This is a genomic window from Micromonospora sp. NPDC005367, assembly GCF_040606825.1.
Taxonomy (GTDB): Bacteria; Actinomycetota; Actinomycetes; order Mycobacteriales; family Micromonosporaceae; genus Micromonospora.
In genome coordinates this window covers 36,130-59,359 of sequence record NZ_JBEXFP010000016.1, presented here as the reverse complement: position 1 = coordinate 59,359, position 23,230 = coordinate 36,130, and the positions used below count along the sequence as shown (strand labels likewise).

Genomic DNA, 23,230 nt, shown 5'->3' with positions numbered 1-23,230 from the left:
GTGGGGGTGAGGCACGTGCTGGCTGGGCTGGAGCTGCCGCCCGCGGTGGAGGCGGAACAGGTCATCGGGGCGGTCCTGGCCGACCTGCGCTCCGGCGAGCACCGTGGTGTGGTCGTCGACTCGCCGCCCGGCGCCGGGAAGTCGACGCTGGTCGTCCGGGCCGCGGTCGAACTGGCCGAGGCCGGCGAAACCCTGATCATCGTGGCGCAGACCAACGAGCAGGTCGACGACCTCATCGACCGTCTCGCCCGCAAGGCCCCCGAGCTGCGGATCGGCCGCCTCTCCGCCGCCGACTACCAGCCCTCGGAGCGGGTGCGGGGGCACGCGACGGTGCGGGTGGCCGCGAAGGTCGCGGACCTCGGCCGCCCGGCCGTCATCATCGGTACGGCCGCCAAGTGGGCCACGGTCAGCGAGGGCTGCTGGCCGTGGGCGATCGTGGACGAGGCATACCAGATGCGTTCGGACGCCCTGCTGCGGGTGGCCGGCAGGTTCGAGCGGGCACTGTTCGTGGGCGATCCTGGGCAGCTCGACCCGTTCTCCACTGTGGAAACGGCGCGCTGGACCGGCCTCAGCTGGGATCCGATGCAGTCCGCGGTGGCCGTGCTGCTGCGACACAACCCCGAGCTGCCGGTGCACCGGCTGCCGGTCTCGTGGCGGCTGCCGTCGTCGGCCGCGCCGGTGGTCGCCCGGGCGTTCTACCCGTTCACCGGCTTCCGCGCCGGCACCGGCCCCGACGACCGGGCGCTGTCGCTGACGAAGGCAGGGCCGGGGGACGCGGTCGACACCACGATCGAGGTGGCCGCCGCGTCCGGTTGGGGGCTGTACGAGCTGCCCGAGCGGCAGACCCTGCGTACCGACGTGGAGGCCGCCGCGGCGTGCGCGGCGCTCGCGGTGCGGCTGCTCGAGCGTGGCGCGGTCGCCGTCTCCGAGCACCACCCGGCGGGCGCGCCGGTGACCGCCGACCGGATCGCCGTCGGGGCGGCGCACCGCGACCAGGCGGCGGTCATCCGCGCGCAGCTCGGTGCGGCGGGCGAGGGCATCACCGTCGACACCGCCAACCGGCTGCAGGGCCGGGAGTACGACGTGACGATCGTGCTGCACCCGCTCTCCGGTCGGCGCGACGCCACCGCGTTCCACCTGGAGTCGGGGCGGCTGTGCGTGCTGGCGTCCCGGCACCGGCACGCCTGCATCGTGGTGGCCCGTGACGGCATCGCCGACCTGCTCGACGCCCACCCGTCGACCGAGCCCATGCACCTCGACGTGCCGGTCAGGTTCCCGGACGGCTGGGAGGCGAACCATTCGATGATCAATTACCTGAAGGAGCGCGGCCTCCGGGGCTGAACCGCAGACCGCGCTTCTCCTGATCGTCCGGTCAGTGACGGCCGATGAAGATGCCGATGCCGTTGGCGACCGCGCGCTCCGTTCGGCTCGCAGACACGATCCGAGGCGGGGTGTGCGGGCGATGGCCGGGCGCAGGACTCGACGCCGACGGCCGGGAGGTCAGGGCGTGCGATGCGTGCGACGGTCGCGCTCGGCCGCCCGGTCGTGGGCGCACCCGATCAGTCGCTCGACCTCGGCGAGGCTGCGTGGGCCCGGGTTGAGCACGCACGCCCAGGCGGCGGTGCCGTAGACCGGATGGGGCAGCACCTCGTCGAGGACGCTGCTGTCGATCGACGCCCGCCGGTCGTCGGACTCCGCCGGCGGGTAGCCGAAGAGGCGTTCGAACTCGCGCCGGCCGAGGTCGAGATTGAGCCGGAAGACGCCGGGACGGTCCAGCCGCGAGTCCTCGTCGAAGCCCGCCATGTCGCGCTCACCGATGGTCGCGAACGGCCGGCGGCGGTCCGCACCCACGTAGAAGAAGCGCCAGCCCCACGCCGCCTCCGGTGCGCCGGACTCCTCGGTGGCCACGGGCAGCTCGACACCGGGCAGGGCGAGGATCCGATCGGCGATCTCGTCGGCGGTGGGCCCGGATCCGACCGCGGGTGATTCAACAGTCATAACCTCAACCGTATCGTTGAACTTGCTTTTGAAACTTCACACGACGAACGACCGGGAGAAGCGTGCTTAACCCTCAAACCGCAGAACACTCCTACCGGCCGGTGGACCTGGCCCGGGAGCACGGCATCTCCACGCAGGCCGTACGCAACTACGAACGCGACGGCGTCATCCCCACCGCCCGGCGCAGCCCGACCGGCTACCGCGCGTACACCGAACTGCACGCCGCCGCGCTCCGCGCCTACCTGGCGCTCATCCCGGCGTACGGCTACGCGGTCGGCGCCGAGATCATGCGCGCGGCGAACCGGGGCGACGTCGACGCCGCGCTGCGCGCCGTGGACCAGGGCCACGCGCAGCTGCTACGGGACCGCGAGACCCTCGACGCCGTCGAGACGACAGTCGGCCTGCTCACCGCCGCGCCGACCGGTGACCGGCCCGAGCGGCCGCTCCCCGTCGGCGCCCTCGCGCACCGGCTCGGCGTGACCCCGGCGACGCTGCGCAAGTGGGAACGGGCGGGCATCCTCACCCCGGCCCGCGACCGGGTCACCCGGCAACGCCACTACGGCCCCGACGACGTACGCGACGCCGAGCTGGCCCACCTGCTGCGCCGGGGCGGCTACCTGCTCGACCACATCGCCACCGTCATGCGGCAGGTACGAGCGGCCGACGGCCCCGAACCGCTGGCCGCGTCCCTCGACGGGTGGCGGCAGCGACTCACGTCCCGGGGTCGAGCCATGCTGGTCGCCGCCGCCCGCCTCGGCGAGTACCTGGCGGCGTCCGGATACTGACGGCTCTGTCGCGTGGTCGTCGGCCTCCGGCTAGAGGGAAGGGGCTGGTTGCTCGGGTGGGCCTCCGCGGGCTCGGATGCCGTCCGCGATGGCGACGCCCAGCAGGACGAGGGTTGCGGTCAGGCCGGCCACCAATGCGGGTGCGAGCATCAGGGCGGGTCCGGTGACGACCAGTACCAGCAGCGCGACCAGTCGGGACGGTGACACCCGACTGAACACCTCGTATTCGAATCGCGCTCGTCCGACCAGGAACAATGCGGGACCGCCGACCATGATGGCGGCCAGCCAGGGCGTAGCGCGCTCGGCGGGGTGAGCGATGACGACTTCGAAACCTGCGGAGGCGACGACCACGCCGGCCACCATGATCAGGTGGGTGTTGGGCGCGGACCGCACGAAGCCGCCCGGATCCCGGGAGGATTCGATGGTGGCTTGTAGCAGGGCCCCGGCGCGGTGGACATAGATCTGCCACAGCAGCACGGTGGTGCCGAACGCGGTTACGAGCGCCGCCGTACGGCCGGCCGTCGCCCCGTGCTCGGCGTACGTCAGGGTGGTGAGGAGGATGAGATCGCCGAGGGTGAGAGTGAAGAATTGTTGGTAGCGCTCCGCCAGGTGGTCGGCTGCCACCCTGTACTGGGACAGCGGTACGCGACCGAGCCGGGGCGTGGGATAACGGAGCAAGGCCGCCCCGTAGTCGATGGCGAGCGCCGCGGCCCACAGCAGGCCCCGCGGCGAGCCTGCCACGAGCGCACCGGCGAGCCACGGCACCGCGGACACCACGAACCAGAAGATGAACCGGTTGGCGTGCAGTCGGGCGGTCCGCCCGTGCAGGGCGGCGACCAGGAAGATGCCACGCCCCACCTGAATCGCCACGTATGCGCCCGCGAAGACGAGCGCTTGGTCGGAGAAGGCGGTGGGCAGCGTGCCAGCCATCAGGATCGTTCCCAACATGACCCAGAGCGTCATGACGAAGATGGGGGGCCGCTGCGCGTGGTAAAGGTCGGTCGCCAGTGCGGTGACGGACCAGACCCACCAGATCGCCATCAGCAGCACCACGGTCTGGAAGGCGCCGGCCCAGCTGAGATTCAGCGCCAGGGTTCGTGACGTCAGCGCGAGCGCGGCGACGAACACCAGGTCGAGAAAGAGCTCCAGCAGCGTCGCCCGCTGAGGACCCTCACCCTTCCAGGCCAGCCCTACTGCTTGGTCGATCGTCATCAGTTTCCCGTCCATTCGCTCCGGGTCCCGTAGAGACTGGAGAGCGGCCTACGGCAGGCGGGAACCGGCCGAGTCGGGTGGCAAAGCGTCAACAATTTCGGTCGTATCATGCGGGCTGCCGTGAACACGGGGATTTGTCCGTATCAGCTGATATGGGCTGACTACCTCCAGATGGCCCGAGAACCTGCCGTGAGGCGTACGGTGAGCTTGGCGCTCGGGCTCCCGTAGCGCGTCCGCACCGCCGTCCGTGAACAGGACCCTTCCAGGCGGCTTCCCATGGGAGCATCGGATGAGGATCGCCAGGCAGCGGATCGTCAGCATTCTTCGCCAACGTGGCCAGCAGGTCAGGGCCGATTGGGTCGAGCGCGAGCTACCCGATTGGGTGGACGCCGACGACCACGCCGGGCTGCTCGCCACCTTGCATCTCGATCCAGCCGATCTCGTCGACCCGCCGTCAGCGTGAGGGATGCTCTGCTCGGACCGGGCTGGCGAGTTGCCGTAGCTGAGACAAGCCGACGGAGAAGATCAGCGGGAGCAGTCATCGTGAGCGATACCAGCCTCGGCACAGACCGGCAGCGGGGCAGCGACTACGCGGACCTGTCCCGGCTGGTCCGCGCAGCGGGTCTACTCGGGCGGCGGCACAACTACTACGCGCTGCGCATCGGCCTTGTCGTCGCTTCCTTCACCGGACTATGCGTCCTGTTCGCCAAGCTGGGTGAATCGTGGTGGCAGCTCGGCGTCGCGGTGGCCCTCGCCGTGGTCTTCGCCCAGGCCGGGTTCATCGGGCACGACGCGGGGCACCGGCAGATAACCCGCTCGCGGCGGGTGAACGACCTGATCGGCATCGTGCACGGCAACCTCCTGACCGGGATCAGCTACGGCTGGTGGGTGGACAAGCACAACCGGCACCACGCCCATCCCAACACGGAAGGCAAGGACCCCGACATAGGTCTCGAGCCGCTGTCGTTCACTACCGACCAGGCCCGGCGACAACACGGCCTCGGTGCACTGGTCGTGCGTTACCAGGCATATCTGTTCTTTCCGTTGCTCCTGCTGGAAGGCCTGCATTTGCATGCCAACAGCGTCAAGGCGGTCCTCGGCCCACGTCGTATCGCCCGCCGGCCCGCCGAAGCCGCACTGCTGGCCCTGCATCTGGGCGGCTACCTCACCGCCGTTTTCCTGCTCCTGACCCCCGCGCAGGCGGTCGCGTTCATTCTCGTCAATCAGGGCCTGCTCGGGCTCTACCTCGGCTGCTCGTTCGCCCCGAACCACAAGGGCATGCCGATCCTCGGCGCCGACGACAACCTCGACTACCTACGGCGCCAAGTCCTCACCTCCCGCAACGTTCGCGGTGGAGTGTTCCTCGACATCGTGCTCGGCGGCCTGAACTACCAGATCGAACACCACCTGTTCCCGAGCATGCCGTGCTCCAACCTGCGCCGCGCCCGACCATTGATCCGGAGATTCTGCGCCGAGCGCGGCATCGACTACCACGAAACCACGCTGGGTCGCTCCTGGGCCGAGGCGCTGCGCCACCTGCACGACGTCGGGTCCCTCGCGTCTCCGACCGGCGTCGCCCCGCGCTGAGCGGCCATGCCGCCCGAGCAGGAGCCAGGATCCCGCTACTGGCCCATCCGGTCGTCAGCCGGCGCCGCCACGGCGGTGGCGACGCCCGTCCATGGGGGGTCAGCGCCGGTTGTAGCGGTACATGGTGAGCGTGCCGAAGACCACCACGAAGCCGGCGCTCCACAACAGCAGCCACATCGTGTTCGTTAGATCCGACCTACCGGCCATCGCCGCACGTACCGCGGCCACCAGGTGGGTGATCGGGTTGGCCTTCACGAACGCTTGGAGCCAGCCCGGCATGGTGCTCGGCTCGACGAATACGTTGCTGAGGAAGGTCAGCGGGAAGAGCACCATCATGCTCACCCCCATCACCGACTTCTCGCTGCGCAGGACCAGGCCGAAGAACGTCCAGACCCAGGAGAACGCGAACGAGAAGACCACCAGCAGGCCGATCCCGGCGGCCACGCCCAGCACCCCGCCGCCCGGGCGGAAGCCGAGCACCAAGCCGACGCCGAGGATCACCACGGCCGCCAGGACGTACCGGAGCACGTCGCCGAAGATCATCCCGACCAGCGCCGCCGGCCGCCAGACCGGCAGCGTACGGAAGCGGTCGAAGACGCCCTTCTCGATGTCGCTGTTGAGTCCGACCCCGGTGTACATGGTGATCATGACGACGCTGGTCACCATGATGCCGGGCAGGAAGAACTGCAGGTAGTCACGCGGACTGTCGGCGAGCGCCCCGCCGAACAGGTACGTGAACATCAGCACCATGATGATCGGGAAAGCCGTCACGTCGAACAACTGCTCCGGCACGTGCTTGATCTTCAGCAGGGCCCGCCAGCCGAAGGTCAGCGACGCGGACAACGCGCTCGGTCTCGCCGGCCGCTCTCCAGGTGCGAGGACGGTCGCCAACGCCTCGGCGGACGGTACGAAGACGGACGGCGCGCGGCCGCTCGTGGTCGCGGCGTTGCTCATCGTGCTGCCTCCAGCTGCTCGTCCCGCTCGTCGGCCGGGCCGGCGGGGTGATCGGTCAGGGCCAGGAAGACCTCGTCCAGGCTGGGCTGGCCGAGGGAGAAATCGTCGACGACGATGCCCGCGCGGGCCAGGTCCGCCAGCGCGCGAGCCGCCTGCTCACCGGCGGCCAGATCGTTGCCCTCGCTGCCCACCCGGGCGGTGAGCGCGAGCGGATCGGCTTCGAGCTGCACCGGTACGCCGAGCGCCACCCGCAGCACCTTCTCGGCCTCGGGCCGCTGCGCCGCGTCACGCAGCCGCAGGTGGACGGTGCCGGAACCGACCGACGACTTCAACTCGCCCGGCGTGCCCTCCGCGATGACCCGGCCGTGGTCGACCACCGCGATCCGCCCGGCGAGCTGATCCGCCTCGTCCAGGTACTGCGTGGTCAGCAGCACCGTGGTGCCGTGCGCCACCACCGCCCGGACGATCTCCCACACCTGGTTGCGGCTGCGCGGGTCCAGGCCGGTCGTCGGCTCGTCGAGAAAGAGCAGGTCCGGGGTGTTCAGGATGCTCGCCGCGATGTCGATGCGTCGCCGCATTCCGCCGGAGTACTTCTTCACCTGCCGGGCACCCGCCTCGGTCAGCCCGAACGCGGCGAGCAACTGGTCCGCCCGCTCCCGGGCGGCCGGCTTGCGCAGCCCGAGCAGCCGGCCGAGCAGCACCAGGTTCTCGACGCCGGTCAGGTCCTCGTCGATCGAGGCGTACTGGCCGGTCAGGCTGACCCGGGCGCGAACCTTGTCGGGCTGGCCGACCACGTCGTGCCCGAAGACCCGCGCCCGGCCACCGTCCGGCCGCAGCAACGTCGCCAGCACCCGCACCGCCGTGGTCTTGCCGGCCCCGTTCGGGCCGAGCAGGCCGTAGACGGTGCCGGCCGGCACCTGGAGATCCATCCCGGCCAACGCCCGGGTCTCCCCGAACGAGCGGGTCAGGCCCTCGGCCTCGATGGCCAGGCCGGTCGTGCGCTCACTCATCATCTGAACCTTCCTTGGTTGCGTTCACGAGACATAGGGGCGCGCCGCAACCGGCTTGGCCTGCCACTCGTCGTACGCGAAGTCGATCGCCTGTTTCAACGAGGCCGCAAAGCTGTGGTTGTACTCGGGCGGGACCACCCGAACGCTTATGTCGTCCCGGTGCCATGCGTGCCCGCCCGGCCGTCCAGGTGCCGCACCCTGGTGGCGCGGGACGGCCGCCAGCTGCGTTCTGGCGGAAGTCCGACCGCATCGTCGAGGGTCGTCGCCGCGTTGTCGGTGGCATGCGGTTGACTGCCGGCCGACGACGAGGGGGGTGGGCATGGCGCAGGTGCGGATCACGCCGTGGAGCGAGGACGACCTGGCTCTGCTGCGAAGGCTCAACGCGCCGGAGGTCCGGGCGCACACCGGTGGCTCGGAGACCGACGAGCAGGTTCTGTCCCGGCACGAGCGTTACGTGCAATTCGCCGGAACAGGCAAGGGCTGCATGTTCACGGTGGTGCTTCCCGACGGGGCGAAGGTCGGCAGCGTCGGCTACTGGGACCGGGAGTGGCGCGGCGAGCAGGTCTACGAGATGGGCTGGGCGGTGCTGCCCGAGTACCAGGGGCGCGGGCTGGCGACTGCGGCGGTGCGCGCGGTCGCGGCGGCGGCGCGGGACCGTCGTACCCGCCGCTGGGCGCACGCCTACCCGTCGGTCGGCAATCCCGCCTCGAACGCGGTCTGCCGCAAGGCGGGATTCACCCTGCTCGGAGAAATCGACTTCGAGTACCCGCCGGGGGAGCTCATGCGCTCCAACGACTGGCGCCTCGACCTGACGACGGCGATCGAGCGGGCCTGACCCGGCCGGCGGTCCACGGTGAACCGGTTGGCCGCGTCATCCGTGCCGGTGGTGACCCTGTTCCGCTAACTGGAGTAACCGATGTCGCAGCCGGCCGATCCGTCGCAGAACCCTTACCCCAGCTACCCGCCCGCACCGTCCGGACCGCCGCCCGCGCCCGTGACGTACGGCCCCCCGTCGCGGCCGCCGTCCAGGACCACGTTCCTGCAGAAGATGCTGATCGCGGTCGGCGCGGTCGTCGTGCTGGTCGCGGCGGTCTTCGTGGGTATGGTCATCGCCAGCCCCGCCGAGGTCGACAGCGCCTCCGGGGACGCGGCCGGAACGGTCACCACCACCGGGAGCCCGCAGCCGTCGCAGTCCGCCGGGGCGGACCCGGACGTGCCCGGCCGGGTGGTGACCATCGCCGCGCCGCAGACCCTCGGGGGTCGCCCGAAAATCGATCTCGGGTCCGAGGACGGCGGCGTGTCCGCGGAGACGGGGCTCCCGGAGGATTCCGGGGTGCCGGCGGTGACCGCCACGGCGCAGGGTCTCTACGGCGACATCGCGAAGCAGGACATCGTGATCGTCAACGCGGTGGCGTCGACCGGCGCCACCCGCGAGAGCCGCCTCTCACTGTTCATCTCCGGGGTCACCAAGGCGCTCAGCGTCGGCGACTTCACCGAGGCCGACCCGGGTCCGCTCGGTGGGCAGGCGTTCTGCGGCGACGGCAACATCAACGGTGTGCCGGCCGCGGTCTGCGTCTGGTCCGACGGCGGCAGCACCGGCGCGCTCGTCCACGCGCTGCAGAGCCAGCAGAAGTTCCGGACGGAATTTCCCGCGCTGCGGGCCGAGATCGAGCAGGCCTCCTGACCGTCGGCGTGACGTGCCGGAAGGGGGACCTGCCAGGCCCCATCCGGCCGTCGCCGGCCGGTATCGCCCGCGCACGCCCGCCGGCTTCGCCGCGCTGAATGGCCGGCCGCGTCCGCGCACGAGGGCCGGGAGCGCCGGCAACGACCGGACAAGGGGCGAGCAACGCCCCATCCGGCCAGGCCGGGCCGCCGACGCGAATCGGCGAGCAGGCGACCGCCGTTAGAGTGGTCGGATGTCAGACGGTCAGGTCAGCGCCACGCGCGACCGTGAGATGAGCGGCAACGCGCCGGGTGGGAACGCCGTCGAGGTCACCGGCCTGACCGTCACGTACGGGTCGACGACCGTACTCGACCAGGTGGACCTCCAGGTGCCGACCGGGGCCGTGGTCGCGCTCACCGGCGAGAACGGGGTCGGCAAGTCCACCCTGCTGCGCTGCGTCACCGGCCTGCAGCAGCCCTCCGGCGGCACGGTCGCCGTCTTCGGTGAGCCGCCCGAGAGCGGTCCCGGGTTCTGGCGGCAGGTGGCGACCACCGTCGAGTCGCCGACCTGGTACCACGGCCTGACCGTGCGGGAACATCTGGACCTCGTACGGGTCGCCAACGGGGAGGACCCGGCCGACGGGCGTATCGACGAGGTGTGCGCGTTGCTGGGCATCACCGGCCTGGCCGACAGCCTGCCGATCACCCTCTCCTCCGGCCAGCGTCAACGGTTCCTGCTCGCCGCGACGTTCGTCCGCCCGAGCCGGCTACTGGTGCTCGACGAACCGGAGCAGCGCCTCGACACCGCGGCGAAGCGTGCCCTCGCCGCCCACCTGCGCGGCTACCTGGCCGGCGGCGGGACGCTGCTGATGGCCAGCCACGACGAGCAGTTCTGGCACGACGTCGGCGCGGACGAGGTCGGCCTGCACAGGGCGGAGGGCTGAGCCGGTGACCAGCATCCGCGTACGAGCGAGCGTGCCCGCCCGGCGGCTGAGCCGGTGACCACCACCCACATGCCGGCTCCCACCCCGGCTGGTCAGGTCGACATGCGCCGCCACGTCCGGCGGATGCGGATCGCCGCCGTCGGTCGAGTGGATCCGAGCAGCGTCTACTGCGTGCTGCTCGGGATCGTGATGGCCGTGGTGCTGTTCGGGCGGCCGCTCGGCATCGTCGTCTGGCCCGCCGAGGCCACCGGTCCGTCGGTGCCGGTGCTGGTCGGTGCCGCCCTGGTCCTGCTGGCCTTCCTCGGTGTGCTCCGCCGGCTCGGCCCGGTGGTCGTCACCCGTGCGGACGCCACCTGGCTGCTGCCCGCGCCCGTGCCCCGGCGTACGTTGCTCACCCCCGCGCTGCTGCTCACCGCGTTCTCGGCGACCGTCGTGGGCGGGTTGGTCGGGCTGGCCGTCGCCGGCCGCGTCGCCGAACGACCCGCGACGTCGACCGTCCTCCTCGCGGGGCTCGCCGGGGGCGCCGCCGTCGGTCTCCTGCTGGCGTTGCTCGCGGTACGCGCCCAGAACACGGCGCGTACCGGCCGGGCCGTGGACCTGTCCGCCGGCGCGGTCGCCGCGGCGCTCGTCGCGGCCGCGGTCGGCGAGCGGCTGGTCGGTGGGTACGCCCCACCGCGTGACGTCCTGCCGTCGGCGTCGGTGACGCTGGTGGCGGCGGTCGTCGTGTTGCTGCTCGCCGTCGTCGCCCTCGCCCGGGTGTGGTGGCGGCTGGGCAGCTGGCCCACCCACCGGATCGCCGAGGCGTCAGCCGCAGCCGGTTCGTACGCCGACGCGGCCTACGCCATCGAGCCGTCGTTCCTCTCCGAGCAGAGCAGCCGCCGGTACTGGCGGACCCAGACCGGCATCCGCACCTCTCAACTGCTGCGGGGCCGTCGACTGCCGCCGCTGACGGCCCAGGATCTGCTCCAGGTCCAGCGCAAGCCGGGGCGGCTGCCCTGGCTGGTGGGCAGCGCCCTGGCCCCCGCAGTCGTCGCCGACGGGCCGGTCTGGTTGCTGATCGGCGTCGTCCTGGTGGGTGCGCTCGCCGCGGCCAGTATCACCGGCGAAGCGACCCACGCGGACGCGTCGAACCCCGCCGCGCTGCGGCTGCTCGGACTCACCTCCCGGCAGGTCTACGGGCAGCGGCTCGTGGTTCCCGCCGCCGTCGCGGCCCTCTGGGGCGCGCTCGCCCTGGGGATGGTGCAGGCGACGGGTGTGCTCTCCGGCCCCTGGTGGGCGCTCGGCCTGGCGGCGGGCCCGGCTGCCGCCGTCGCCGCGCTTCACCGCGCGAAGGCCAGTGCCACCAGCCTCGGCCACATCTTCATCGACACCCCGCTGGGGGCGTTCCCCAGCGGGGTGCTGCTCTGGCTGGTCAACGGCCTGGACGTGATGGCCGTGCTGGCGCTGCCGGTGGTGATCGCCCTCGTGGGCGCGCGGGCCCCGGAACAACTCGACGGGTCCGCGGTGGTCGTGCAGGCGGCGCTGTCGGCCGCCGGGTGCCTCGTGCTGCTGCGACGTGGCTCCAACGCACGCACCATCGGGCTGTAGGAGGGCACGCGGTCGCACCCCGGCGAGCCCGCGCCCGGAACGTCACCAGGGCAGGACGCCGTAGCCGCCGCCGGCGTCCATCTGGAATCCCCAGAGCTGCCCGCTGGGTCCATCGGCCGGCAGGGTCGCCAGGTGCACGCTGACCTCCGCGCCCTGCTCCGGTGTGCGGAAGCCGCTGTTGTGGTTGAAGTCGGTGGCGCAGTAGCCCGGGTTGGCGGCGTTCACCTTGATCGGAGTGTCCCGCAGCTCCTTGGCGTACATGGCGGTGGTCATGTTCAACGCCGCCTTCGACGAGGGGTACGGCACCGAGGTCAGCTCGAACAGGGCTCCCTGCGGGTCGGTCATCACGGCGATCGAGCCCACCTCGCTGGAGACGTTCACGATCCTGGCGGCCGGGGCGTTGCGCAGCAGCGGCAGGAACGCGTTCGTCACCGCCACCACCCCGAACACGTTCGTCTCGTACACCTCGCGCAACGTGGCGACGGTGGTCTCGCTGGGCAGCGCCGACCCGTCCGCCCGGACGATGCCGGCGTTGTTGACCAGGATGTCCAGGTGGCCGTACTCCCGCTCGACCAGCTCGGCCGCGGCGGCGCAGGACGCCTCGTCGGTGACGTCCAACGGCACGAAGCGGGCGTCCACCCCGTCGCTGCGCAACTTCCCTTCCGCGTCCCGGCCTCGCGTGGCGTCCCGCGCGCCGACCAGCACGGTCATCCCACGTTCGCCGAGCTGGCGGGCCGTGGCGTACCCGATTCCCCTGTTGGCTCCGGTGACCAGGGCGATCATGTTCGTCGTCATGCCCTCGACGCTGCCGCCGCGGCGGTGCGCGCGGGAGAGACCCGGCGATGCTGGTATCGGCCGTACCACCCAGCCCCCCGGCAACCGGGGCATGCTTGGCTGCGTGACGAGCACCGGCCTGCGCCGCGACGAACTGGCGGCGTTCCTGCGTACCCGCCGCGCCCGGTTGCGCCCCGCCGAGGTGGGCCTCCCCGAGGGGTTACGCCGCCGCACGCCCGGCCTGCGCCGGCAGGAGGTCGCCCAGCTCGCCGGCATGTCGGTCGACTACTACATCCGGCTGGAGCAGGGGCGCGGCCCGCACCCGTCCCGGCAGGTGCTCGCCGCGCTGGCCCGGGCGCTGCTGCTCAGCCGGGACGAGCGGGCGTACCTGTTCCGGGTGGCGGGGGAGAGCCCGCCGCCGTCGGCGGGACCGAGCCGGGAGGTGAGCCCCGGGTTGCGGCACCTGCTCGACGCGATGACGGAGACCCCGGCGTACCTGGTCGACGCCAGCTATCACGTGCTCGCGTGGAACCGGCTGGCCCGCCACTTCGTCGGGGATCTGTCGGCGGTGCCGCCGGCCGAGCGGAACACCATCCGCTGGACGTTCCGCCAACCGGACGACGACGCCCACTGGAGCGACCAGGACGTCGTGAGCTTCGTCCGTACCTCGGTGGCCGACCTGCGCGCCGCCTACGGCCGCTACCCGAACGACCCGAGCATCCGGCAGCTGGTCACCGAGTTGCTCGGCACCTCGCCCCGGTTCGCGCAGCTGTGGGCCGAACACGACGTGGCCGAACGCCGCCCGGTCGTCAAACGGGTGGCGCATCCCGAGCTCGGGCCGCTGGAGTTCGAGTGCCGGGTGTTGTACGTGCCGGAGAGCGACCAGCGGCTGATCACGTACGTCCCCGAGCCCGGCTCGCCCACCCAGGCGACCTTCCGGCAGCTCGCCGAGCGCGTCGCCCCCTGATCGGACCGGCACGACGCCCTGAGCGGGCGCGTCCGGACGCGCCCGCCCAGGGGGTGGCTCAGGCGATCTTTCCGAGCGCGGTGGTGGCGAGCGGAGCGATCTTGGTGAGCAGCTCGGTCGCGGCGGCGAGGTCGCCGTTCTCACCCGACACGTCCAACTCCATGACGAAGTTGCCGCGCGTGACGAAGAGCGTGCACTGGTGCCGGGTCGAATTGCCCTTCAGGCGCTCGCAGAAGGTGATCACGTCGGGCCCGTTGGGGACCGGGGGCGGCGAGGGACGCACGATGGTGGAGATGCGGCCGTCGTTCGGCACCTCGTACTGCGTGCAGTTCTTCAGCACCGACCGCAGTTCGTCGGCGAGCTTGCGTCCGGGCACCTTCAGGTAGCCGACCACGTACTGCCGGATCCACACCGTGTCGCCGTCCCAGACCCGTTCCCGGTAGGCCGTCCGTTTGCGGTCCGACGGAAGGCTGTCCTTACACAGCGAGATCAGCTTCCAGGCGTCGCTGTTCTCCTCGGTGAACGCGGCCGTCTCCGGGTGGAACTTCTCGTCCAGGTCCAACATCGCGGTCTTCACCCGGGTACTCACCTCCGCCTTGGAGGTCGGTGCCGGTGGGGGCGGTGGCGGCGCCGGGGACTCCGGTGCGGCCCAGCGGGGCGCTCCGGCCGCCGAACTCGGGCCGCAGGCGGTGACACCGAGCAGGAGGAGCAATGAGAGCAGGGGGATGGTGGCACGGCGGAGCGACATCGCGGCGGCGCGATCCTTTCGTACGCGAGGAGGGGGCCTGACGGCCCCCTCCTGTGTGCGTCACGACCCCGCCGGGTGTTACGTCAGGCCGGCACCCAGTCGAACGTGTCGGGGTGGGCGCCCTGCCGCCCGGCCTCACCCCGGTCGAGGGAGGTGATCCGCTCCATCGCGGTGTCGTCCAGCTCGAAGTCGAAGATGCGGAAGTTCTCCTCGATCCGGGCCGGCGTCGTCGACTTCGGGAAGATGATGTCGCCGCGCTGCACGTGCCAGCGGAGCACCACCTGCGCCGGCGTACGCCCCACCAGCTCGGCGATGTCGGTGATCGTCGGATCGTCGAGCACCTTGCCCTGCGCGATCGGCGACCAGCCCTCGGTGAGGATGTTGTGCTTCTGGCCGTACTCGCGCACCTCGTCGTTGGTGAAGTACGGATGCACCTCGATCTGGTTGACCGCCGGCACCACCTGGGCCTCGGTGGCCAGCCGCTCCAGGTGCGGCACCTGGAAGTTCGACACACCGATCGAGCGGGCGCGCCCGTCCCGCTGGAACTCCTCCAGCGCCTTCCAGGTCGACACGAAGTCGCCGTCGTAGAGCGTGGGCAGCGGCCAGTGGATGAGGAACAGGTCGACGTACTCCATGCCCAGTGCCGCGAGCGTCGCGTCGAACGCGCGGCGGGCGTCGTCCGGCCGGTGCGCGGCGTTGCTCAGCTTGCTGGTCACGAAGATGTCGCTGCGGTCCAGCCCGGAAGCATGGATCGCCTGGCCGACCTCGGCCTCGTTGCGGTACATCTGCGCGGTGTCGATGTGCCGGTAGCCGACCTCCAGCGCCTGCGCGACCGCCTGCGCGGTGTCTCTCGGCTCGATCTGGAAGACCCCGAAGCCGAGCTGCGGGATGGTGTTGCCGTCGTTGAGGCTGATGGCGGGAATCGTGTTCGCCACTACGGCTCCTTCGCGCGTCGTCCGAAAAGTTCGGCCTGGGGCACGTCCCCCCGAACAGACCGAACCTACCAATCAACTCCCATACCCGGTCGGGTCGCCGCCTCACCCGCGACGCCGAAATCCGGAGAATCGGGCGTTCAGCCGGGAGCGTCGAAGAGTACCGGCCAGGGACGCTGCGTCGGCGCCTGCGGCGGCGAGCCGACCGTCGGCTCGGCGTCGGCCAGCACCTCGGCGGCGACCTGCGCGAACATCAGCGCGGCCGGGTGCGCGGAACCCTCCGGCCAGGCCGCCGAGGTGCGCTTCACCAGGGGGGTGCCGGCGATCGGCCGCCACGCGATGCGAGGCTCCCGGCGCGCGGTCGTGGCAGGCTCGATCGCCACCGCGCCGCCGGCCAGCACCAGCCCGAAGAGGAACTCCGGGTTGTGGGCCGGCCGTACCCGGCCGGGTGGGAAGCCGTGCCGCCGGCACACCTCCAGCAGGTGGTCGTGCCAGCCCGGCGCGGTGGCGCGTGGCGCCGTCACCAGGTCCAACCCGGTCAGCGCCGCCAGCTCCACCTCGCGCCGCCGGGCCAGCGGCGCGGTGCGTGGCAACAGCACCCCCAGGGGTACGTCGACCGGCGCGCCGAAGCGCAGTCCCTCCGCCTCGATCGGATGATGCACCAGCCCCACGTCGAGCCGGCGCTCGGCGAGCATCCGCAGCTGCTCGCCGCTGGTCAGTTCGTGCAGCTCCACGTCAAGCCCCGGGGCCCGGTCGGCGAGCCAGTCGAGCAGGGCGTGCAGTCGTACGGCCGGGGTGTCCGGCGGGACACCGGCCCGCAGTACGCCGAGCGCGCCCGCGCGCACCTGGCGCATCAGGTTGCGCAACCGCCCCTCGGCGGCGAGGAACTCCTCCGCCTCGCCGAGCAGCAGCTCACCGGCGGTGGTGAGGCGTACCTGGCGGCGGGACCGGTCGAAGAGTTCGACCTCCAGCTCCCGCTCCAGCCGCTGGATGGACTGGCTCAGCGGTGGCTGGGCCATGCCGAGCAGTTCGGCGGCCCGCCCGAAGTGCAGCTCACGGGCGACCAGCACGAAATGCCGCAGGTGTCGGAGCAGGTCCACGGGCCGGACCATACGCCGGCGCAGTGGGCGAGCCGTGGTCGTCGTCCCGGCGCCGTCCGGCGTGGATACCGTGCTGAGGTGGCAACGGTAGAGCACGTCGAGGGCATCTTCGCCCGGGCCGGGGTGACCGGGAACCTGCACGTGGTGGACCTCGACGACCCCGCCGCGGGGACCGGCGCCGGCGGTCGGGAGGTCGCCGTCGGGGCGGACGAGCAGGTCGTGATCGCCTCGATCTTCAAGATCCTGCTGGTGCTGGAGTTCGCCCGGCAGGTCACCGACGGTCAGCTCGATCCGACCGAACGGGTGCTGGTCACCGCCGCCGACCGGCTCGGCGGTTGGGGGCTGGCCGGCTGCGACGACGACGCCGAGGTGACGCTGCGCGACCTCGCCTACTTCGCCATGTCGGTCAGCGACAACACCGCCGCCGATCTGCTGCTGCGCCGGGTCGGCCCGGACCTGCTGCCGATGCTCGCCGCCGAGCTGGGTTTGGGCCGGACCCGGATTCTCGGTGGGCCACGGGAGCTCGTCGAGGTGATGCTCGCCGACGTCGGGGCGCGTACCGAGGCCGAGTTCGCGCGGATCTTTCCCACGTTGAGCGCCGACCGGGTCCGTGCCATGCGGGTCTTCGACCCGGAGCGGACCACCTCCAGCACCGCGCGGGACATCACCCGGCTGCTCGGTCTGATCTGGCGGGACGAGGCAGGCCCCGCCGCGGCCTGCGCCATGGTGCGCGGCTGGATGGCCCGCCAGCTCTTCTGGACCCGGCTGGCGGCCGGCTTCCCGCCGGGGGTGCGGGTGTCCGGCAAGACCGGCACGCTGCCCGGGCTGCACCTGGAAGCCGGCGTCGCCGAGTACCCCGACGGCGGCCGGTACGCGATCGCCGTCTTCGCCCGCACCGCTCAACTCGCCACCCGGCGGATCGACGTCGATCTGGCGATGGGGGACGTCGCCCGTACGGCGGTCGAGGCGCTGCGCGGGGAATGATTTTTCGGCCGTGGGACCGGCTTGCGCACCCGACCTGAACAGGTCCGATACCTGCTGGCATATCGACGGTACGGCTGGGTGATCTTGGACGTGCGGCCACCGGCGTTGGTTGGCTCTGCACCGACCGATCGCCCAGTTCACAGGGAGCGAAGCCCATGTCCAGTCTCGACCGCCGCCGGTTCCTGCGCGACGCCGCCGCCTCCACCGCCCTGGTCGCCACCGGTGGACTCACCTCGACCGCCCTCGGCGCACCGGCGCAGGCCGCGCCGGCCCCCGCCGCCGCGACCCGGCGCCGCCCCGGTCCGGCCGGGTTCCGCTGGTGGGGCACCGCCGGCTGGCGCATCGACATCGGCGACCGGACCGTGCTGGTGGACCCGTTCCTCAGCCGGATCGACACCGGGCTGTTCACCGGCGCCTTCACGGAGTCCACCCCGCTCCAGGTGCGCGCCGGCGTCGTCGACGGGTACGTCGACCGGGCCGAGACGGTGCTGGTGACGCACACCCACTGGGACCACTTCATGGACGTGCCGTACATCGCCGGGCGCACCGGCGCCCGGGTCTTCGGGACGTTGACCGCGTACCACCTCGGGCTCGCGTACGGGGTGCCGGCCGGGCAGCTCAGCGCGGTGAAGGGGGGCGAGGTGATGGACTTCGGCGACTACACCGTCGAGGTCGTCGCCTCGCTGCACAGCCGCAACGCGTCGTACGCGGTGGCGTTCCCCGGGGTGCGGGTGGACCCGCCGGCGAAGCCGGCCACCATCGCCGATCTGCCCGAGGGGGACACGTTGAACTACGTCCTGCGGGTCGCCGGTGGGCCGACGGTGTTCTTCATGGGCGCCAGCGACTTCGTGGCGCGCAACCTGGCCGGCATCGCGCCGGACGTGGCCATGGTGGCGTTGAACAGCACCACGGTGACCGCCGACTACGTGTCCCGGCTGATGGTGGCGCTGGATCACCCGAAGGTCGTCGTGCCGGTGCACTTCGACAACTTCGAGACCGAGCTGCGTAATCCGCCCATCGTGGCGCCGAGCGACCGTACCCGTCTCGACCAGTTGATCGCCGCGGTGCGGAAGTCGTCGCCGGGCAGCCGGGTGCTGGTGCCCGAGTACGACACGGCGTACCACTTCTGATCGGGGATGCGGGTGGTCGCGGGGTACGCGACCACCCGCCGGATCATCCGGCGGCCAGCTCCGCCAGCGCCCGTACCGACTTCCAGTTGCGGGTGGTGGCCACCACGCCGAGCTTCTTCTCCAGGTAGGCGTTGGTGAACTTCGACCGGCCGTAGCCGCCGTCGGGGTAGTGCAGGTAGACCTCCCGCCGGGCCACCGTGAAGGCCACGCTCTCCCCGCCGGGCGCGGTCAGCGCAGCCACGGTGGACGGTTTCGGGATGGTGCGCAGGAACGCCACCAGCAGCCGGGTGGGATCGGCCTCCCGGCCGGCGTACGGGTTGCCGTCGACGACCGCGGCCAGTTCTCGGGCGCTACGTACCAGCGCCGGCACGGTCAGCCCCAGCTCGTCGGCGATCACCTGCTCGATGCCGGCGGCGAGCCGCTCCGTGTCCGGGACGTCGCTGCCGAAGACGACGTTGCCGCTCTGCACGTACGTCCGGACGTCGTGATGCCCGAGCGCGCTGACGAGCCGGCGCAGGTCGGCCATCCCGATCCGGTTGGTTGCTCCCAGGTTGATCCCACGCAGTAGGGCGACGTACCGGTCCACTGGTGGCCTCCTCGTCCGTGGTTGTCCGGGGCGGTGCTACCGACAGCCTAGGCGCGCCGGGTGACGGTGCCGAGGATGTGTTGCACGGAACTACGTAACTTCGTAGTATCGAGTTATGACGGATCTGGAGCAGCGGCTGGCCGCGTTGGAGGCGCAGGTCGCCGGCCTCGTCGAGCGGTTCGCCACAGGAGAACAGCCGGCGGCGGAGGTTTCCGGCGACACCTTCTGGGCGCTCGAAGGGCTCAAGCAACGGCTGCCCGAGGGCGGCGGTGGGGCGGTGCTCTACACCGGCGCCGTTCGCCTCGCCGACCAGCACTACGACTGGCAGTACGGCCTCACCGTCGACGGCGTCCTCGACGCCGACTGGGCGGAGCTGGCCGGCACCCTGACCGCACTGGCCCATCCCGTCCGGCTCCGCCTGCTGCGCGAGATCCTCGGCGGCCGGCAGGGCACCGCCGAGCTGGGCGAGATCGAGGGGCTGGGCACCAGCGGCCAGCTGCACCACCACCTGCGGCAGCTCACCGCCGCCGGATGGCTGCGCAGCACCGGCCGCGGCCGGTACGCCGTACCGGCCGAACGGGTCGTCCCGCTGCTGGCCATCCTCACCGCCGCTCGCCGCTGAGCGGCCCCGCCCTACCCGACCACCGGCGGCACCCCCGCGCCGACGGATCGGCGGAAGGAGCATCATGCGCAAGCCGACCGCGATCGCGCTCGTCGTCGGGCTCGTCGCCACCGCGGCGGGATTCCTCATCGCGCCCGGCGCGCCCAGCCTCGGCGGCCGGCACACCGGAGACGCCGAACTGGCCGCCGCCACCCGGGCCGCCCTGGACGGCGCCCGAGGCTACCGGGGCCTCGCCGTCGCCCTGGTCGAGCCCGACCGGGTACGCACCGCCGGGCTCGGCGATCTGGCCCCCGGTGGTCCGCCCGTCGAGCCCGGCACTCCGTTCGAGATCGGGTCGATCGGCAAGACCCTGACCGGGATGCTGCTCGCGCACCGCGCCACCACCGACGCGGTGCGGCCGGACGATCCGCTCGGCGTCGTACTACCGCAGGTCACCGGCCCGACCCGCGAGGTCACTCTCGCCGAGCTGGCGAGCCACCGCTCCGGCCTGCCGCGGCTGGCCACGTCCCCGGTGGACCTGGCGCGACTCGCCTGGACGAACCTCAGCGCGGGCAACCCGTACGCCCGCTGGGACGTCGACCGCGTCGTCGACGCCGCCAGCGAGGAGAGCCCCGGCGACGGGCGCGGCGAGGTGCACTACTCCAACTTCGGGGTGGCGCTGCTCGGGCAGGCGTTGGCCGCCCAGGCCGGCACCGGCTACCCCGAACTGCTCGACCGTGAACTGCTGCGCCCGCTGGGCATGACGCGGACCGTGGTCGCCACCGGCCCCGGGCGGCTCCCGGCCGACCGGGCCGCCGGCACGAAGCTGAACGGCCGCCCCGCCGACCCCTGGCTCGGCGGCGGATACGCCCCGGCCGGCATCGGCGTCTGGTCGACCGCCGAGGACCTGGCCCGGCTGCTCGTCGGGCTGCTCGCCGGCACCGCCCCCGGGGCCGACGCCGCCACCCCCCGCTTCACCGAAGACGACCACACCCGGATCGGGTACGGCTGGTTCACCAGTCGACACGGCGACCGGGAGGTGGTCTGGCACAACGGCGGCACCGGCGGGTTCCGGTCGTACCTGGCGATCGAGCGGGCCACCGGCCGGGGCGTGGTGGTGCTCGGCAACACCGAGCACGACGTCGACCGGATCGGCCTGCGCCTGCTCGGCGTGCCCGACGACCCGACGGAGGACGGACCGGACGTGCCGCTCGCCGGCTGGATCGGGGCCGCCCTGGCCCTCGGGTTCTCGTTCCTCGGCGGGCTGGGCCTGCTGCGCGCGGCACGTCGGATGCCGGACCGGCTCAGCCTCGCCGGTTCCGCCGTGTGGGCCCCGCTCTATCTCGCCCTCGGGCACCGGCTCGGCAACTGGTCCCTGGTACCCGGCTGGCTCTGGCCGCTGGGGTTCGGGCTGTCGGTCGCCGGGCTGGTGGTGGCCGCGCGTCACTGGCCGACGCTGCCGACGATCGCCGACCCGCCGGCGTGGAAGCGCCTGGCCTCCCTCGCCGGCTCCGTGCTCGTCGCCGTGCCCTTGCTCATCGCCGTCGCCGCCTGACCCCGGCCACCCGCCAGCCCGACCAACCGCGCACCCGTTGCGACGGCGAGCTGCCGGCGTACCCGGCCGGCTTCAGTCTTGAGGGCGTGAGTCGAGTACCCGGCCGGGGGAGTGCGAGTCAGGTGCGCGAAACCGTCGCCCGGCCGGCGTCAACCCGGCGGGCGGGACGCGCGCCGGGCACCGGGATCGCGCCACGGCGTGGCCGGGCCGACCAGTCCCGTCTCGTACGCGACGATGACCAGTTGCGCACGGTCCCGCACCGCCAGCTTGGTGAGCAGCCGACCGACGTGCGTCTTCACCGTGGCGAGGCTGAGCTGGAGGTGCGCGGCCAGCTCCGCGTTGGACAGACCGCGGGCTATCAGGGTGAGCACCTCCCTCTCCCGCTCGGTCACCCCGTCCAGCCGGCGCGGCAGTGAGCGCGTCGGCTCCGGCCGCCGGGCGAACTCGTCGATCAGCCGTCGGGTGACCGTCGGCGCGAGCAGTCCTTCGCCCGCCGCTACTACCCGAACGGCGGCCAGCAGGTCGGCCGGTGGGGTGTCCTTGAGCAGGAAGCCGCTCGCCCCGGCCCGCAGGGCGCCGTACACGTACTCGTCCAGGTCGAACGTGGTCAGGATGAGCACCCGGGTACCCGCCGTCGCCGGGTCGGCGCAGATGAGCCGGGTCGCCTCGATGCCGTCCATCTCGGGCATGCGGACGTCCATCAGCACCACGTCCGGGCGGTGCCGGGCGGCCAGCGCGACGGCCTCGGCGCCGCTCCCCGCCTCGGCGACCGTGGTGCAGCCGGGGTCCAGGTCGATCAACACTCGGAAGCTGCCGCGCAGCAGGGCCTGGTCGTCGGCGATGAGCACCCGGATCATCCGACCTCCCGGTATGGCAGGCGGGCGGACACCGCGAAACCACCGCCGGGGCGCGGACCGGCCGAGAAATCCCCGCCGTGCAGCGCCACCCGCTCACGCATGCCGGTCAGCCCGTGGCCGTACCCGTTCATCCGGACCGGCCGCCGGCCGTCGTCGACGACCTCCACCCGTACCTCGCCGGGCTGCACGACGACTGTGGTGTGGCAGCCGGCCGGCGCGGCGTGCTTGACCACGTTGGTGACCGCCTCCTGCACGATCCGGTACGCCGCCAGGCCCACCGACTCCGGCACCGCGCTCACGCCCGGAACGTCCTGCCGCACGTCCAGCCGTACGTCCACCCCGCCGATCGCCGCGCGGTCGGCGAGTTCCGGTAGCTCACCGATACCGGGCGCCGGGGCGTACTCGATGCCCTCGCGAAGCGCGCCCAGCACTCGGCGGATGTCGGTCAGCGCGCTGCGGCCGGTCCGCTCGATGACCCGCAGTGCGTCCCGCGCCTCATCCGGGTCGGCGTCGGCGACATGGTTGGCCACCGCCGCCTTCACCACGATCAGGCTCATCGTGTGGGCCACCACGTCGTGCAGCTCGCGAGCGACTCGCAGCCGCTCCTCGGTGGCCGCCTGCCGCACCAGTTGCTCGCTCTGGCTGGCGGCGAGCGCGCGTCGTTCCCGTATCGACCAGCCCAGCAACCAAGCCGGCGCGATCATGACGGTGGCGTAGCCGGCCGCGCCACCACGGGTCCACAGGTCACCGGCCGTCGACGCGAGCCCGAGGCTCATCACCGCCAGGCAGACCACGGCGTATGCCAACGACCGGCGGGCGGGCTCGGCCACGGCCAGCGTGTAGAAGGCCAGCCCGATGGCGACCGCCGGAGCGGCTGCGGCGAAGTTCGGTATCAGACCGGTCACCAGCGCGACAGCGGCGGCCAGGCTAACCGCGACTGCCACCGTGACCGGCCAGCGTCGCCGGACGGCCACTGGCAATCCGATGACCAGCCCCGTGACCACCGAGACCCACACCGGTTCGCGCACGCCGCCGTTCTGCGGGGCCTCCAGCGCCGCGTACGCGCAGAGCGCCGCACCGAGCACGACGGCCAGCACACCGTCCACCAGGTACAGATCGATCGGCCGAGGCCGTCGGGCAAGCAGGTGGGTGCTCACCTGCGCAACGGTAACCGCCGGTCGAACCTCGCGCGTCCACCCGAGGCAGGTCATTCCCCAGGATGACAGCACGCCGACGACCGCCCCCGGTCTCCGCCCT

The 23,230-nt window shown here is 72.1% G+C and carries 24 protein-coding genes and 1 pseudogene; 13 read left to right on the top strand and 12 right to left on the bottom strand.

The annotated features are described in order from the left end of the window. The first annotated feature begins 15 nt into the window (after window positions 1–15). Window positions 16–1,341 carry an AAA domain-containing protein gene (locus ABZS42_RS14030; RefSeq protein ID WP_355145105.1) on the top strand — a complete coding sequence of 442 codons (1,326 nt, stop codon included), beginning with the start codon at window positions 16–18 and terminating at the stop codon, window positions 1,339–1,341. A gap of 159 nt (window positions 1,342–1,500) precedes the next feature. Here ABZS42_RS14030 and ABZS42_RS14025 read toward each other — a convergent pair whose 3' ends face one another. Further along, window positions 1,501–1,998: a DUF6194 family protein gene (locus ABZS42_RS14025; protein WP_355145104.1), complete on the bottom strand. Its 498-nt coding sequence runs from the start codon at window positions 1,996–1,998 to the stop codon at window positions 1,501–1,503. 62 nt (window positions 1,999–2,060) lie between these two features. On the opposite strand from ABZS42_RS14025, the gene ABZS42_RS14020 reads away from it, so the two are divergent. Then, window positions 2,061–2,783: a TioE family transcriptional regulator gene (locus ABZS42_RS14020; RefSeq protein WP_355145102.1), complete on the top strand. Its 723-nt coding sequence runs from the start codon at window positions 2,061–2,063 to the stop codon at window positions 2,781–2,783. A 30-nt stretch (window positions 2,784–2,813) separates the two neighbouring features. Here the strand turns inward: ABZS42_RS14020 and ABZS42_RS14015 are convergent, their stop codons facing one another. Next, window positions 2,814–3,995, bottom strand: coding sequence for a low temperature requirement protein A (locus tag ABZS42_RS14015; RefSeq protein WP_355145100.1), 1,182 nt, complete (start codon window positions 3,993–3,995; stop codon window positions 2,814–2,816). A 289-nt stretch (window positions 3,996–4,284) separates the two neighbouring features. Here ABZS42_RS14015 and ABZS42_RS14010 point away from each other — a divergent pair, with 289 nt between their 5' ends. Together ABZS42_RS14010 and ABZS42_RS14005 are read left to right on the top strand one after the other, a co-directional pair. Further along, on the top strand, window positions 4,285–4,458 hold the full coding sequence (locus ABZS42_RS14010; protein ID WP_355145098.1) for a hypothetical protein: 174 nt from the start codon (window positions 4,285–4,287) through the stop codon (window positions 4,456–4,458). Window positions 4,459–4,538: 80 nt separating this feature from the next. Continuing rightward, the gene (locus ABZS42_RS14005; RefSeq protein ID WP_355145096.1) at window positions 4,539–5,582 is read left to right on the top strand and encodes an acyl-CoA desaturase; all 1,044 of its coding nucleotides are present in this window, start codon (window positions 4,539–4,541) and stop codon (window positions 5,580–5,582) included. Window positions 5,583–5,681: 99 nt separating this feature from the next. Here ABZS42_RS14005 and ABZS42_RS14000 read toward each other — a convergent pair whose 3' ends face one another. From ABZS42_RS14000 to ABZS42_RS13990, 3 genes and pseudogenes are all read right to left on the bottom strand, one after another. Further along, complete coding sequence (locus ABZS42_RS14000; protein WP_355145095.1) at window positions 5,682–6,536, bottom strand: ABC transporter permease; 855 nt, start codon at window positions 6,534–6,536, stop codon at window positions 5,682–5,684. Beyond that, entirely contained in the window at window positions 6,533–7,546 is a 1,014-nt protein-coding gene (locus ABZS42_RS13995; RefSeq protein WP_355145093.1) for an ATP-binding cassette domain-containing protein, read from the bottom strand. The genes ABZS42_RS14000 and ABZS42_RS13995 overlap by 4 nt, the downstream gene beginning before the upstream one ends. A gap of 48 nt (window positions 7,547–7,594) precedes the next feature. Next, a pseudogene (locus ABZS42_RS13990) lies at window positions 7,595–7,684 on the bottom strand (NAD(P)H-dependent oxidoreductase); the annotation flags it as partial. Window positions 7,685–7,865: 181 nt separating this feature from the next. Between ABZS42_RS13990 and ABZS42_RS13985 the strand changes: the two are divergent. The 4 genes from ABZS42_RS13985 (at window position 7,866) to ABZS42_RS13970 (ending at window position 11,739) form a co-directional block, all read left to right on the top strand. Further along, entirely contained in the window at window positions 7,866–8,381 is a 516-nt protein-coding gene (locus ABZS42_RS13985) for a GNAT family N-acetyltransferase (protein WP_355145091.1), read from the top strand. A gap of 81 nt (window positions 8,382–8,462) precedes the next feature. After that, complete coding sequence (locus ABZS42_RS13980; RefSeq protein WP_355145089.1) at window positions 8,463–9,230, top strand: hypothetical protein; 768 nt, start codon at window positions 8,463–8,465, stop codon at window positions 9,228–9,230. A 271-nt stretch (window positions 9,231–9,501) separates the two neighbouring features. Then, window positions 9,502–10,152, top strand: coding sequence for an ABC transporter ATP-binding protein (locus ABZS42_RS13975; RefSeq protein ID WP_355145231.1), 651 nt, complete (start codon window positions 9,502–9,504; stop codon window positions 10,150–10,152). A 69-nt stretch (window positions 10,153–10,221) separates the two neighbouring features. Next, window positions 10,222–11,739: a DUF6297 family protein gene (locus ABZS42_RS13970; RefSeq protein WP_355145229.1), complete on the top strand. Its 1,518-nt coding sequence runs from the start codon at window positions 10,222–10,224 to the stop codon at window positions 11,737–11,739. A 42-nt stretch (window positions 11,740–11,781) separates the two neighbouring features. Here ABZS42_RS13970 and ABZS42_RS13965 read toward each other — a convergent pair whose 3' ends face one another. After that, window positions 11,782–12,534: an SDR family oxidoreductase gene (locus ABZS42_RS13965; protein WP_355145087.1), complete on the bottom strand. Its 753-nt coding sequence runs from the start codon at window positions 12,532–12,534 to the stop codon at window positions 11,782–11,784. Window positions 12,535–12,637: 103 nt separating this feature from the next. On the opposite strand from ABZS42_RS13965, the gene ABZS42_RS13960 reads away from it, so the two are divergent. Next, window positions 12,638–13,480 carry a helix-turn-helix transcriptional regulator gene (locus tag ABZS42_RS13960; protein ID WP_355145085.1) on the top strand — a complete coding sequence of 281 codons (843 nt, stop codon included), beginning with the start codon at window positions 12,638–12,640 and terminating at the stop codon, window positions 13,478–13,480. A gap of 58 nt (window positions 13,481–13,538) precedes the next feature. Here the strand turns inward: ABZS42_RS13960 and ABZS42_RS13955 are convergent, their stop codons facing one another. The 3 genes from ABZS42_RS13955 to ABZS42_RS13945 all read right to left on the bottom strand — a co-directional run bounded on the left by ABZS42_RS13955 (window position 13,539) and on the right by ABZS42_RS13945 (window position 16,260). After that, window positions 13,539–14,228 (bottom strand): hypothetical protein, encoded by a 690-nt coding sequence (locus ABZS42_RS13955; RefSeq protein WP_355145083.1) that lies wholly within the window; start codon window positions 14,226–14,228, stop codon window positions 13,539–13,541. Window positions 14,229–14,311: 83 nt separating this feature from the next. Then, window positions 14,312–15,163 (bottom strand): aldo/keto reductase, encoded by an 852-nt coding sequence (locus tag ABZS42_RS13950; RefSeq protein ID WP_355145081.1) that lies wholly within the window; start codon window positions 15,161–15,163, stop codon window positions 14,312–14,314. A gap of 137 nt (window positions 15,164–15,300) precedes the next feature. Next, window positions 15,301–16,260 carry a LysR substrate-binding domain-containing protein gene (locus tag ABZS42_RS13945; RefSeq protein ID WP_355145079.1) on the bottom strand — a complete coding sequence of 320 codons (960 nt, stop codon included), beginning with the start codon at window positions 16,258–16,260 and terminating at the stop codon, window positions 15,301–15,303. Window positions 16,261–16,338: 78 nt separating this feature from the next. Here ABZS42_RS13945 and ABZS42_RS13940 point away from each other — a divergent pair, with 78 nt between their 5' ends. Continuing rightward, entirely contained in the window at window positions 16,339–17,244 is a 906-nt protein-coding gene (locus tag ABZS42_RS13940; protein ID WP_355145077.1) for a serine hydrolase, read from the top strand. A gap of 155 nt (window positions 17,245–17,399) precedes the next feature. Beyond that, entirely contained in the window at window positions 17,400–18,374 is a 975-nt protein-coding gene (locus ABZS42_RS13935; protein WP_355145075.1) for an MBL fold metallo-hydrolase, read from the top strand. A 43-nt stretch (window positions 18,375–18,417) separates the two neighbouring features. Here ABZS42_RS13935 and ABZS42_RS13930 read toward each other — a convergent pair whose 3' ends face one another. Next, window positions 18,418–18,960, bottom strand: a complete 543-nt coding sequence (locus ABZS42_RS13930) for a DUF1697 domain-containing protein (RefSeq protein WP_355145073.1) — start codon at window positions 18,958–18,960, stop codon at window positions 18,418–18,420. Between the two features lie 115 nt (window positions 18,961–19,075). Between ABZS42_RS13930 and ABZS42_RS13925 the strand changes: the two genes are divergently transcribed. Further along, window positions 19,076–19,582: a helix-turn-helix domain-containing protein gene (locus ABZS42_RS13925; RefSeq protein ID WP_355145071.1), complete on the top strand. Its 507-nt coding sequence runs from the start codon at window positions 19,076–19,078 to the stop codon at window positions 19,580–19,582. A gap of 64 nt (window positions 19,583–19,646) precedes the next feature. Beyond that, the gene (locus tag ABZS42_RS13920) at window positions 19,647–21,116 is read left to right on the top strand and encodes a serine hydrolase domain-containing protein (RefSeq protein ID WP_355145069.1); all 1,470 of its coding nucleotides are present in this window, start codon (window positions 19,647–19,649) and stop codon (window positions 21,114–21,116) included. Window positions 21,117–21,265: 149 nt separating this feature from the next. Here the strand turns inward: ABZS42_RS13920 and ABZS42_RS13915 are convergent, their stop codons facing one another. After that, window positions 21,266–21,973: a response regulator transcription factor gene (locus ABZS42_RS13915; RefSeq protein ID WP_355145067.1), complete on the bottom strand. Its 708-nt coding sequence runs from the start codon at window positions 21,971–21,973 to the stop codon at window positions 21,266–21,268. After that, window positions 21,970–23,130: a sensor histidine kinase gene (locus ABZS42_RS13910; protein ID WP_355145065.1), complete on the bottom strand. Its 1,161-nt coding sequence runs from the start codon at window positions 23,128–23,130 to the stop codon at window positions 21,970–21,972. The genes ABZS42_RS13915 and ABZS42_RS13910 overlap by 4 nt, the downstream gene beginning before the upstream one ends. Window positions 23,131–23,230: the final 100 nt, after the last annotated feature.